At 70.4% G+C, this 12,318-nt stretch carries 9 protein-coding genes; 2 read left to right on the top strand and 7 right to left on the bottom strand.

What is annotated here, in order from left to right:
• Window positions 1–47: 47 nt before the first annotated feature.
• On the top strand, window positions 48–2,027 hold the full coding sequence (locus tag ABZV93_RS03765; RefSeq protein WP_354929840.1) for a family 16 glycoside hydrolase: 1,980 nt from the start codon (window positions 48–50) through the stop codon (window positions 2,025–2,027).
• Between the two features lie 160 nt (window positions 2,028–2,187).
• Here ABZV93_RS03765 and ABZV93_RS03760 read toward each other — a convergent pair whose 3' ends face one another.
• Window positions 2,188–3,234, bottom strand: coding sequence for an acyltransferase domain-containing protein (locus ABZV93_RS03760; protein ID WP_354929837.1), 1,047 nt, complete (start codon window positions 3,232–3,234; stop codon window positions 2,188–2,190).
• 158 nt (window positions 3,235–3,392) lie between these two features.
• Between ABZV93_RS03760 and ABZV93_RS03755 the strand changes: the two genes are divergently transcribed.
• Window positions 3,393–4,406: an NAD(P)-dependent oxidoreductase gene (locus ABZV93_RS03755; RefSeq protein ID WP_354929834.1), complete on the top strand. Its 1,014-nt coding sequence runs from the start codon at window positions 3,393–3,395 to the stop codon at window positions 4,404–4,406.
• Between the two features lie 7 nt (window positions 4,407–4,413).
• Here ABZV93_RS03755 and ABZV93_RS03750 read toward each other — a convergent pair whose 3' ends face one another.
• Genes ABZV93_RS03750 through kdpF form a run of 6 tightly spaced genes read right to left on the bottom strand, consistent with a single transcriptional unit; the run spans window position 4,414 to window position 12,174 of the window.
• Entirely contained in the window at window positions 4,414–5,103 is a 690-nt protein-coding gene (locus ABZV93_RS03750; protein WP_354929831.1) for a response regulator, read from the bottom strand.
• Window positions 5,100–7,652 (bottom strand): sensor histidine kinase KdpD, encoded by a 2,553-nt coding sequence (locus tag ABZV93_RS03745; protein ID WP_354929829.1) that lies wholly within the window; start codon window positions 7,650–7,652, stop codon window positions 5,100–5,102. The genes ABZV93_RS03750 and ABZV93_RS03745 overlap by 4 nt, the downstream gene beginning before the upstream one ends.
• A 3-nt stretch (window positions 7,653–7,655) precedes the next feature.
• Window positions 7,656–8,264 carry a K(+)-transporting ATPase subunit C gene (kdpC, locus tag ABZV93_RS03740; protein WP_354929827.1) on the bottom strand — a complete coding sequence of 203 codons (609 nt, stop codon included), beginning with the start codon at window positions 8,262–8,264 and terminating at the stop codon, window positions 7,656–7,658.
• A 5-nt stretch (window positions 8,265–8,269) separates the two neighbouring features.
• Window positions 8,270–10,369: a potassium-transporting ATPase subunit KdpB gene (kdpB, locus tag ABZV93_RS03735; RefSeq protein WP_354931340.1), complete on the bottom strand. Its 2,100-nt coding sequence runs from the start codon at window positions 10,367–10,369 to the stop codon at window positions 8,270–8,272.
• Window positions 10,370–10,422: 53 nt separating this feature from the next.
• Window positions 10,423–12,084: a potassium-transporting ATPase subunit KdpA gene (gene kdpA, locus ABZV93_RS03730; RefSeq protein WP_354929824.1), complete on the bottom strand. Its 1,662-nt coding sequence runs from the start codon at window positions 12,082–12,084 to the stop codon at window positions 10,423–10,425.
• Entirely contained in the window at window positions 12,085–12,174 is a 90-nt protein-coding gene (kdpF, locus tag ABZV93_RS03725; RefSeq protein WP_354929821.1) for a K(+)-transporting ATPase subunit F, read from the bottom strand.
• Window positions 12,175–12,318 lie beyond the last annotated feature (144 nt).

Raw genomic sequence — 12,318 nt, 5'->3', positions numbered from 1 at the left:
TTCGAGTTCGCAGGGTTCGTCACCAACGTTTCCGGGGGAGAGAACCGATGCACGAGCGCACCAACCACCCTGACCGGCGGACCTTGCTGAAGGCGATGGGAGCGGGCGCGATCGCCGCCACCGCGCCGATTGCCGGCGGAGCCGTCCCGGCCGCGGCCGCCTCCGCCACCGGCGCGACACCGGTGAGCCGGACGGCGTCGGGGGCGGCCGGTACGGCACCGGCGATCACACCTGAAGAACTCGCCCACCTGCCACTGGTCGGGGGCCGGGAGTTCCCGATCGGCCTGTGGTGGCCACCGCCGCCGCTGCAGACCACGCTCGCGCGCTACCAGGAGATCAAGAACGCGGGCTTCACCTACACCCACAGCAACAACTACCTGTGGGCCGACGCGTACATCCAGAAGTACGTGCTCGGCATTGCCGACCAGGTGGGACTCTCGGTCGTCGTCGACGACGCGACCGTGCGCTGGATGCGCGACGATTTCCGCATCTCCACCGAGGGCGGTGACTTCACGCTCACCCCGGACGAGGCGAAGACCAAGCTGAAGCAGGTGCTGGACACCTACCGTCCGCGCAGCTTCTGGGAGGTCAAGGACGGCCGGCTGCTGCAGAACGGCGGTACGGGCAGCGGCAGTGCCGGTCTGTCCCGCGACGGCGCGGACTGGAGGGACTACACATTCGCGTTCGACGTGGCGCCCCGGCAGACCGGTGGCGGCGGTAAGTATGCCCAGGCAGGCTGGGCATTCCGCGCCAAGGACCCGGCGAACGCCTACGTGTGGCTGTTGTCCAACTCCGGCTACACCACACCCGCAGCACCCGGCTACCTGGTCAAGGTGCTGTTCGTGAACGGCAGCCCTGCCTGGGTTCGCCCCGTACCGCTCACGACGGCGGTCACCGACGGCACGTGGTACCACGTCGAGACGAAGGTGGCCGGCGACACCATCACCACCTCGGTCAACGGCACGGTGGTCGACACCACGACCGACGTGACGTACGCCCGCGGCCGGGTCGGCTTCCGTGAGGCCGGCCCGGAGTCGGCACTGTTCGACAACGTGAAGGTCACCGCGGCCGACGGCAAGGTGTTGTTGACAGACGACTTCTCCGGCAACCTCGAAGCCTGGAACGCGCCGAACGCCGGCGGCTCCCCGGCGTTCGCCGGGCTCGACATCTACGACGAACCCTCACCGGACAAGTTCGAGACGCTCGCCCACCTGGTACGGATCTGCAGGGAGCTCGACCCGAACGCCCTGCCGTACATCAATCTGCTGCCCACCAACGACCAGAACTACGTGCGGCAGTTCGTCGATGTCGTCAAGCCGGTCTTGCTTTCCTTCGACCGCTACCCGCTGATGGCCGACGGCACCGACGACCCGGGCTACTTCCTCAACTGGAAGATCGTCCGCGAGGAGGGCCTGCGAGCCGGGCTGCCGACATGGATATTCATCCAGACCGGCGCGTACGGCAACCGCCGTCAGCCCACCGCGGCGGAGCTGCTGTGGCAGGTCAACGTCAGCCTCGCCTACGGCGCGAAGGGCATCCAGTACTTCACCTACTGGACTCCCGACCCGGCGCGCGGGGAGGGGTTCCAGCCCGCGCTGATCACCGTCGACGGCAAGCGCACCGACCGCTACGACGCGGCGAAGAACATCAACCTGTACTGGCTCGCCCCGGTCGGGCGGGAGCTCAAGCCGCTGGTGTCGGAGTCGGTGACCCACGCCCACGACGACCCGCTGCCGGCCGGTGCGACGGCGTGGACACCGGACGAGGTGGTGAAGTCGGTGCAGGGCGACGCGGTCGTTCTGGGTAGGTTCATCGACCCCGAGCGGGCCGGCACCCGCTGGCTGCTGATCGCCAACCGCTCGCACTCCGAGCGGAGCGTGACCCAAGTCGAGCTCGACCCGGCGACGGTCGGAAAGGTCGCGAGGTTCGACCCCAGGATCGGCTCGTACGTCGACCAGGACCGGCTGCGGCTGACCGCCAACCTGGACCCGGGCGCGGCCGTTCTCTACCGGCTCCAGGAGGCCTGACCACCCTCTGAGAGGTGAAGAGCAGCCCGCGCGGCCGGGGGCCGCTGATCTCCCGGTGCGACGTTCCAGGCTCGACACGGCACCGGGCTGCGGTTCGACAAGTGGCCGACAGTCACGTTGGGGGCGAAGATCAAGTTCGCCGACTGACCGTCGAGCGCACTCAGGCTTGGTGGAAGGGGAGCCAGCCGGTGCGTTCGTGCCAGTGCAGGCCGGCGCGCAGGTGGGTGACGTAGGCACGCTGGAGGGTCGAATCCTGCGGAAGGTCGTCGAGCAGGTCGGCGGTGACCTCCGGACCTGCTGCGGAGCGTTCGAACACGTAGCCGAGCACCGCGTGGTCGGCGTCGCCCTCGTCGGTCTCGTGCAGGAACGGCAGCAGCCGGAACCGTCGCTGGAAGCGCACGACGTTGGCGGTCGGCGGGAGGTACTCACCCAGCTGTGGGTCGAGCAACCAGGACCGGCAGGTGAAGAACGCCACCGGCTCCTTGGGGAAGTAGCGCCCGAAGAAGTCCCGGGCCTGCGCCATCGACCGGTCGCACTCGTCGGCGTCCAGCCGCCCGGTCGCGGGCACATGCACCGCGACGGCGTACCCACAGGCGCCGTTCCCGAACGACACCGCACCGCGGTTGAAGTCCAGCCGCCCGAACGAGAACTGCGCCCCGCGCAGGTGGACCTGCGGAGTCCACACGCTGAACAGGCTCATGCCGCTGTGCCCGGTGAAGCTCCGATGCGCCCGCATGCCCTGCCCGACACCCAGGCTCGCCCAGGTCACGTCCTCGGGGACGCCCCGCTCGGCGTGGTAGGCGAGCACCTTCGGCAGCGCGGCGAGATACAGCCAGACGTACAGGTGCGCGCCGACCGGTCCGGTGCTCGCAGGCAGTGCCGGCCACCCGGGCAGGCCCTCGATGGGCAGGCACTCGCCGAGGACGGACACCTGGTGCCGGTACATCAGATCGAGCACCCACCACAGCGCCTTGTGCTGCTCGGGGTCGGGGCGGGCCGCCAGCGTGTCCGCCCGGTCGCGCGGGTCGGCGCCGAGTCTGGTGAGCAGCCGGTCGGCGGTCTCGTCGTCGGGCAGCACCGGGCCGTCCTCACGAGCCCGTGAGCCCACGAACCTGCGTTCGGACAGCCACTGCACTGCTTCCGGGGAGAGGTCGAGTGCGTCGCGCACGGTCGCGAGGTCCGGGCTGATGTCCGGCGTCGACGTCACGTGTCCTCCTTTGGTCCGGGGTGGGCGGCAGCCGGCGGCGATTCGAGGCGGTGCGCCCGGCGTGCCGGACACGCTACCGTGCCGGGGAGACCTGCGAAGTTCTCGGCGTACGCCGGAACGCACCGCGGCCCGCCCCTCGGGCAGTGAGGGAGAAACCCTTGCCGGACAAGGCGAAAGTGCTTCTCGACCCGCACTTCCGGACGATGGCGGAGATCTTCTCCGCCGCCGACCGGGAGCGCCTTTACGACACCGCCGAGGTGGTGTGGGGACGTGACGACCCGATGCCTCCCGAGGAGGCCCGTGAGGCGCTGGCCGGGGCGACCGCGGTGGTGTGCTCGGAGTGGCGTTACGGACCGCTGCCCGACGACACCCCCGACCTGCGCGCGGTGATCAGCGTCTCCGGCGCGTTCCCGAACAAGCTGGACTACCAGGCCTGCCGGGAGCGGGGGATCCGTGTGCTGTCGGCGGCACCGGCGTTCGGGCGGCAGGTGGCAGAAATGGCGCTCGGGCTCGCGCTCGCGTCGTGCCGGGAGATCGCCGCCGGAGACGCGGCGATGCGGGCCGGTGAGGAGCGGTGGCTGCACGCCGGCAACGCGTCCACGTTCATGCTGTACGACCAGCCGGTCGGGTTCATCGGGTACGGCGCGCTCGCGCGGAACCTTCAGCCGTTGCTGGCGCCGTTCGGCGTACGGATCAGTGCGTACGACCCGTGGCTGGGCGACGGGTTCCTGCGCCGCCAGGGCGTGCAGCCGGTGTCGTTGCCGGAGTTGCTGGAGGCGTCGCGGTTCGTCTTCGTGCTGGCCGCGCCGAGCAGTGAGAACCAGGCGCTGTTGTCGCGGGAGTTGCTCGAACGCGTTCGGCGCGACGCCGTGGTGGTGCTGGTCAGCCGGGCCCACGTGGTCGACTTCGACGCGCTGACCGAGTTCGTGCTGGCCGGCCGGTTCCGCGCGGCGATCGACGTGTTCCCCGACGAGCCGCTCGCGCCCGACCACCCGATCCGTGGTGCCGGCGGTGCGGTGCTCTCCGCGCACCGCGCCGGGTCGGTCCGCGAGGGCATGTGGGACATCGGGCAGATGGTGGTCGACGACCTGGAGGCGATCGTCGCCGGCCTGCCGCCACGCCGGCTGCAGGCGGCCGAGCCCGAGCTCGTCGGCCGGGTGGTCAGGCCCTGAGCGCAGGTCAGGGCCGGAAGCGGTAGCCCCGGCCGGGTTCGGTGAGCAGGTGACGTGGCGCGGCCGGCTCGCGTTCGAGCTTGCGCCGCAGCTGCGCCATGTAGACGCGCAGGTAGTTGGTCTCGGTGGCGTACTCCGGACCCCAGACCTCCTGCAGCAGCTGGCGCTGGCCGATCAGCCGGTCGGGTGCACGCACCAGCGTCTCCAGCAGATGCCACTCGGTGGGGGTGAGGCGTACCTCCTGACCTTCGCGGGTCACCCGCTTGGCGGCCAGGTCCACGGTGAACGCCTCGGTCGTCACCACGGGCTCGCCGTCCGGTCCGGGCTGTCCCCGGCGGACGGCGGCCCGCAGCCGGGCCAGCAACTCGTCCATGCCGAACGGCTTCGTCACGTAGTCGTCTGCGCCCGCGTCCAGGGCGGTGACCTTCTCGGTCGACGACTGCCGCGCGGACAGGACGAGGATCGGCACCTGCGTCCAGCCACGCAGGCCGCGGATCACGTCGACGCCGTCCATGTCCGGCAGGCCGAGATCGAGGACGACCAGCTGCGGGTGGTGCCGGGCGGCGACGTCCAGCGCGGCCCGCCCCTCGGCCACCACGTCCACGTCGTAGTCCCGGGCCCGCAGGTTGATCGCGAGCGCACGGGCCAGCTGCGGGTCGTCCTCCACGACCAGCAGCCGAACGCGGGAGTCGGTCACGGTGCCGTCCTGTCGGTCCTGTCGATGGTGGCGTTTCGATCCGGGTCGTACGCCTGGGCTGCGGGCAGCGTCAGCACCATCGTGAGCCCTCCGGCCGGGGTGTCCTCCGCGTACAGCGTGCCACCGTTGGCCTCGGCGAACCCGCGGGCCACAGCGAGGCCCAGCCCCACACCGGTGCCGGCAGGTGCGTCACCGAGCCGCTGGAAGGGTTCGAAGATGTGATCCTTCGCCTCGTCCGGTACGCCGGGACCCCGGTCGGCGACCCGGATCTCCACCTGGTCGCGCAGGGCGCTGGCCGTCAACAGGACCGGCTCGCCGGGCGGGTTGTGGCGTACGGCGTTCTCGACGATGTTGGCGACCGCGCGTTCGACCAGCCCCGTGTCCACCCGTACGACCGGAAGGTCCTCCGGCAAGGCCACCTTGACAGACCGCGGTGGTACGCCGATCAGCGCGGCCGGGACCACCTCGTCCAGGCTCACGTCACGCAGCATCGGGCGGACCGCCTCGGCCTGGATCCGGCTCATGTCGAGCAGGTTCGCGACCAGCCTGTCCAGCCGGTCCGCGGACTCCTCGATGCCGGCGAGGAGTTCGGCCTGGTCCTCCTCCGACAGTTCCACGTCGGTCTGGCGCAGGCTGCTCACCGCGGCCTTCACCGCGGCCAGCGGCGTACGCAGGTCGTGGGAGACCGCGGCGAGCAGCGCGGTCCGGATCCGGTTGCCCTCGGCGAGCTTGCCGGCCCGGCCGGCCTGTTCGGCCAGCCGCCGGCGCTCCAGGACGACGGCGAGGTACTCCGCGAACGCCTCCAGCACCCGGCGGTCCGACGCCGGCAGCACCCGCCCGGTCAGGGCCAGCACCAGCGAGTCGGTCACCGCCGCGTCCGCGTCCGCCTGCGCCGGGTTGCGGGCAGGCTCGGCGCCCGCACTGGCGACGCTGCCGAGCACCTTCCACCCGTCGTCGGCGGACCCGCGCTCGAGCAACGTGGCCGAGGCCATCCCGAACGTCTCCCGCGCCTGCCCCAGCAGGGACTCCAGGGCGTCCGAGCCCCGCAACGCGTTACCGGCAATGGTGGACAGCGTCGCCGCCTCGGCGCTGGCTCGGGCCGCCTGACTGGCCCGCCGCGCGGCCAGGTCGACGACGACCGCGACCGCGACCGCGATGACCACGAAGATCACCAGCGCGACGACGTTCTGGCTTTTGGCGATGGTGAGGGTGTGCAGCGGCGGGGTGAAGAAGTAGTTCAGCAGCAACGACCCCATCACCGCCGCGACTGCCGCCGGTGCGATCCCGCCGACGAGGGCGTTCGCCACCGCGAGGGCGAGGAACAACAGCACCTGGACGGTGAGCGTGGCCGAGTCCCGGGTAGCCGCCAGCAGCAGGGTCAGCACCGGCGGGCCGACCAGCGCCAGGATCCAGCTGCCGACGATGCGCCGCCTGCTCAGTGGCGTACGCGGCGTCTGCAACCGGCCCTTGCCGATCTGCTCGTGGGTGACCAGGTGCACGTCGATGTCACCCGACCTCGGGGTCAGCAACGTCGCCACGTCCGGCCGGAACAGGTGCTGGAAGCGGTTGCGGCGGCTGCTGCCCAGCACGAGCTGGGTGGCGTTGACGCCGGAGGCGAAGTCGAGCAGCGCGGTGGGCACGTCGTCACCGACCACCTGGTGGTAGGTGCCGCCCAGGCTCTCCGCGAGAGTACGCAGCCGGCCGAGGGTCTGTGGTGAGGCCGCGGCGAGGCCGTCGCCGCTGGCCACGTGGACGGCGAGCAACTCACCCCCGGCACCACGGGCCGCGATCCGCGCCGCCCGCCGGAGCACCGTCTCCCCCTCGGGCCCGCCGGTGAGCGCGACGACGACGCGTTCCCGGGCCGGCCAGGCCGCGGTGATGTCGTGCTCGGCGCGGTAGCGGGACAGGCCCTCGTCCACCCGGTCGGCCAGCCACAGCAGCGCGAGCTCGCGCAGCGCGGTGAGGTTGCCGGCGCGGAAGTAGTTGGCCAGTGTCGCGTCGATCTTCTCCGGCGGGTAGACGTTGCCGTGCGCGAGCCGGCGGCGAAGCGCCTCCGGCGCCATGTCCCGCAGCTCTATCTGGTCCGCGCGCCGGACCACCTCGTCCGGGATCGTCTCCCGCTGCTTCACCCCGGTGATGGCCTCGACCACGTCGTTGAGGGACTCCAGGTGCTGGATGTTGACCGTGGTGATCACGTCGATGCCCGCGTCCAGCAGTTCCTCGACGTCCTGCCAGCGCTTGGTGTTGCGGGAGCCGGGGACGTTGGTGTGCGCGATCTCGTCCACCAGCACCTGTTCGGGCCGGCGGCGGATGATCGCGTCCACGTCCATCTCCTCGAACGTGCGGCCGCGGTAGTCGATCCGGCGCCGCGGCACCACCTCCAGCCCGGCGACCAGCTGCTCGGTCAGGATCCGGCCGTGGCACTCGACGTAGCCGACCACGACGTCGGTGCCACGGTCGGCACGCCGGTGCCCCTCGCCGAGCATGGCGTAGGTCTTGCCCACCCCGGGCGCCGCGCCGAGGTAGACCCGGAACTTCCCGCGCGCCATCGGCTACCGCGTTCGTGCCTGCTGGTCGTGCTGGACGAGCGCGCGCAAGGCGAGATTGACGCCGACGACGTTGACGCCGGGCTCACCGAGGAACCCCAGCGAGGGCCGGTCGGTGTGCTCCTCGACCAGCTTCGTGACCTGGCCGGGCGTGAGCCGGTTGGCGCGGGCCACCCGGTCCAGCTGGACCCGTGCGTACGCCGGGGAGATGTGCGGGTCGAGGCCGCTGCCGCTGGCGGTCACCGCGTCCGGCGGCACCGCCGAGGGTGCGACGCCGTTCTCCTTCGCCACCTGGGCCTTCCGTTCACGGACCAGCTTCACCAGCTCGGGATTGGTGGGGCCGAGGTTGGAGCCGTAGCTGTTCAACGCGTCGTACGGCGTGTCGCCGGTGGCCGACGGGCGGGAGTGGAACCAGCGCGGCCCGGTGAACTCCTGCCCGATCAACCGGGAGCCGACGACTTGGCCGTCACGATGGATGAGCGAGCCGGCCGCCTGGTCGCGGAAGCCGACCTGTCCGACTCCCCACACGGCCAGCGGGTAGAGCACGCCGGTGATCACGGTCAGGACGAGCAGCGCCCGAAGTGCCGGGCCCAACTGACGGATGGTTGCGTCCACGGGGGTCACCGAATCCCTGGTATGAGCGAGATGAGCATGTCGAGCGCCTTGATCCCGATGAACGGCACCACGATTCCGCCGAGGCCGTAGACCCACAGGTTACGACGCAACATGGCCGACGCGGAGGTGGGCCGATACCGCACGCCCCGCAGTGCCAGCGGGATCAGGACCACGATGATCAACGCGTTGAAGATCACCGCCGACAGGATCGCGGACTCCGGGGTGGACAGGCCCATGATGTTGAGCAGTCCCAGCCCCGGGTAGACCGCGGCGAACATCGCCGGGATGATCGCGAAGTACTTCGCCACGTCGTTGGCGATGGAGAACGTCGTCAGCGCACCCCGGGTGATCAGCAACTGCTTGCCGATCTCGACGATCTCGATGAGCTTGGTCGGGTTGGAGTCGAGGTCGACCATGTTGCCGGCCTCCTTGGCGGCCGGCGTACCCGTGTTCATCGCCACCCCGACGTCCGCGGCCGCCAGCGCGGGCGCGTCGTTGGTGCCGTCGCCGGTCATGGCGACGAGCTTGCCGCCCTCCTGTTCGCGGCGGATCAGCGCCATCTTGTCCTCGGGCGTGGCCTCGGCGAGGAAGTCGTCGACGCCCGCCTCGGCGGCGATCGCCTCGGCGGTCAGCGGGTTGTCTCCGGTGATCATCACCGTACGGATCCCCATGGCCCGCAGGTCCTCGAAGCGTTCCCGCAAGCCCGCCTTGACGACATCCTTGAGGTGGACGACACCGAGGACGCGAACGGTGGGGCCACCGTCGCCGGTCGCAGTGCGGCGTTCGGCGACCAGGAGCGGCGTGCCACCGTGCAGGGAGATCTCGTCCACCGCCGCCGCGGTGTCGGATGGGATCGTGCCGCCCTCCAGCTGCACCCACCGCAGTACGGCACTGGCCGCACCCTTGCGGATCTGGTGACCGTCGGGCTGGTCGACGCCGGACATCCGGGTCCCGGCCGTGAACGGCAGCACCGTTGCACCACTGAGTTCGCGGCCTCGCAGGCCGAACTTCTCCTTGGCCAGCACGACCACCGACCTGCCCTCGGGCGTCTCGTCGGCGAGGCTGGCGAGCTGGGCGGCGTTCGCGAGCTCGTTCCGCCCGGCGTCGCCGACCGGCACGAAGTCCACGGCCTGGCGGGCGCCCAGGGTGATGGTGCCGGTCTTGTCCAGCAGCAGCGTCGACACGTCGCCCGCGGCCTCGACCGCTCGCCCGGACATCGCCAGGACGTTGCGCTGGACCAGGCGGTCCATGCCGGCGATGCCGATCGCGCTGAGCAGCGCACCGATCGTGGTGGGGATCAGGCAGACCAGCAGGGCCACCAGCACCAGGATCGACTGCTGCTGCCCGGCGTACCCCGCCATCGGCTGCAGCGTCACGACCGCGAGCAGGAAGATGATCGTCAGGCTGGCAAGGAGGATCGTCAGCGCCACCTCGTTCGGCGTCTTCTGCCGGTCCGCCCCCTCGACCAGGCAGATCATCCGGTCGATGAAGGTCTCGCCCGGCTCACTGGTGATCCGGACGACGATGCGGTCCGACAACACCCTGGTGCCGCCGATGACCGCGCTGCGGTCGCCGCCGGACTCGCGGATCACCGGCGCGGACTCCCCGGTGATCGCCGACTCGTCCACGCTGGCGATGCCGTCGACCACCTCGCCGTCGCCGGGGATCACGTCGCCGGCCTCGCACACCACCAGGTCGCCGACGTGCAGGGACGTGCCGGGTACCTGTTCCTCGGTCGTGTGATCGGGTCGGAGCCTGCGGGCAAGGGTTTCCGTACGAGCTCGGCGCAACGTGTCCGCCTGCGCCTTGCCGCGTCCCTCGGCGACGGCCTCGGCGAGGTTGGCGAACAGCACCGTGAGCCACAGCCAGCCGACGATCAGCCAGCCGAACAGGCTGGGGTCGAAGATCGTCAGCACGGTGCTCAGCGCGGCGCCCACCTCGACGACGAACATCACCGGCGACCTGGCCATCGTGCGCGGGTCCAGCTTGGCGAACGCCTGCGGCAGTGACTTCGGCAACTGGGCGGGGTCGAACGCGCCACCGGCGATGCGCTGGTGCCCGCCCGGACGGGCGTCAAGTCCAGGTTGCCCCTGCGTCGCCCCCATGTCGTGGGTCCCGTCGGGTTCGTGGGTCTGGTGGGTTCGGTGGGTGGACGTACTCATGACAGGCCTTCCGCAAGGGGGCCGAGGGCCAGGGCGGGAAAGAACGTCAGGCCGGTGACGATCAGGGTGACGCCGGTGAGCATGCCGACGAACAGCGGCGAGTTCGTCCGCGGCGTTCCGGCTGTCTCCGGTGCCGGCTTCTGCCGGGCCAGCGAGCCCGCCAGTGCCAGCACGAACACGATCGGGACGAACCGCCCGAACAGCATGCACAACCCGAGCGCGACGTCGTAGAACGGAGTACCCGCGGTGAGCCCGGCGAACGCCGAACCGTTGTTGTTGGACGCGGAGGCGAAGGCGTACAACACCTCCGACAGTCCGTGTGCGCCCGGGTTCAGGATGGACGAGTGGCCCGTTGGCAACGCCAGCGCGAGCCCGGTGCCGATCAGCAACAGCAGAGGCACGGTGAGGATGTAGAGCGCGACGAGCTTCATCTCCCGGGCGCGGATCTTCTTGCCCAGGTACTCCGGCGTACGCCCGACCATCAGCCCGGCCACGAACACCGCGACCACCGCCAGGACGAGCAGACCATAGAGCCCGGAGCCGACCCCGCCGGGTGCGACCTCGCCGAGCAGCATGCCCAGGATCGCCACCCCGCCACCGAGCGCGGTGAAGGAGTCGTGCATGGAGTTGACCGAGCCGGTCGACGTCAGCGTCGTCGACACCGCGAACACCGGCGAGGACGAGACGCCGAACCTGGTCTCCTTGCCCTCCATCGCACCGCCCGCGAGCTGCAGCGCCGCACCCGGGTGGGCGAACTCGGCCGCGTAGCAGGCGATCGTGAAGCCGAGCCAGATCAGGCCCATCACCGCGACGATCGTGTAACCCTGCCTGAGGTTTCCGACCATCCGGCCGAACGTCGCCGGCAGCGAGAACGGAATCACCGTGAGCAGGAAGATGATCAGCAGGTTGGTGAAACCGGTGGGGTTCTCGAAGGGGTGCGCGGAGTTGGCGTTGAAGGGGCCGCCACCGTTGGTGCCGAGGTCCTTGATCGCTTCCTGGGACGCGATCGCGCCGCCCGGCAGGTGCTGGGTCGAGCCGGCCAGTGTGTGCACCGTCGTGGGGTCGCTGAGGTTCTGGATGACGCCGCCGGCGAGCAGGACGATGGCGGCGACGGAAGCGATCGGGAGCAGGATGCGCAGGGTTCCGCGGACGAGGTCGACCCAGAAGTTGCCGAGGTCACCCGTACTCCGGCGGACGAACCCGCGGATCAGCGCGACGGCCACCGCCATGCCGACCGCCGCGGACGCGAAGTTTTGCACGGTGAGGCCGGCCATCTGGGTGAGGTAGCTCATCGTGGACTCACCGGAGTACCACTGCCAGTTGGTGTTGGTGACGAACGAGATCGCGGTGTTGAACGCACCCTCCGGCGGCACCGGCTTCATGCCCACCGACAGCGGGAGCCAGCTCTGCAGCCGCTGCATGGCGTACAGGAACAGTACGGACACGAAGGAGAACGCCAGCACGCTCGCGGCGTACCCCGTCCATCGCTGGTCGCTGTCGGGGTCGATCCGCAGTGCGCGGTAGACGAGCCGTTCGGCCTTCAGGTGGCGGTCGCTCTGGTAGACCCGCGCCATGTAGTCGCCCAGCGGGCGGTGAACGACGGCGTACGCGGCGACCAGTGTCGCCACGAGGAGTACGGCGGTGAGTCCCGGGGGCATCTAGAACTTCTCCGGTTTCACGAGGGCGAGCAGGAGATAGACGATCAACGCGACCGCGACAACGAGGCCGCCCAGGTTCGCGACGTTCACAGCTTCGCCGCTCCCTTGAGAACCCCGACGACGGCGCAGAACGCGCTGATCGTCACGGCGACGAACAACAGGTCACTCACGAGGTGCCCTTCTCTGCCGATCTTGCGGTGGTGTTCGGACTGGCTCGATCTGGCTCGATCTGGC

Source organism: Actinopolymorpha sp. NPDC004070 (assembly GCF_040610475.1).
GTDB lineage: Bacteria > Actinomycetota > Actinomycetes > Propionibacteriales > Actinopolymorphaceae > Actinopolymorpha.
The sequence above is the reverse complement of the archived record's forward strand: the minus strand, read 5'-3'. Positions and strand labels throughout refer to the sequence as shown.

Excerpts from the sequence above, each read along its gene's own strand:
- ABZV93_RS03765 (WP_354929840.1), top strand. The coding sequence starts at position 48 with ATGCACGAGCGCACCAACCACCCTGACCGGCGGACCTTGCTGAAGGCG.
- ABZV93_RS03745 (WP_354929829.1), bottom strand. The coding sequence starts at position 7,652 with ATGGCGCGCGGGAAGTTCCGGGTCTACCTCGGCGCGGCGCCCGGGGTG.
- kdpB (WP_354931340.1), bottom strand. The coding sequence starts at position 10,369 with ATGGGGGCGACGCAGGGGCAACCTGGACTTGACGCCCGTCCGGGCGGG.
- kdpA (WP_354929824.1), bottom strand. The coding sequence starts at position 12,084 with ATGCCCCCGGGACTCACCGCCGTACTCCTCGTGGCGACACTGGTCGCC.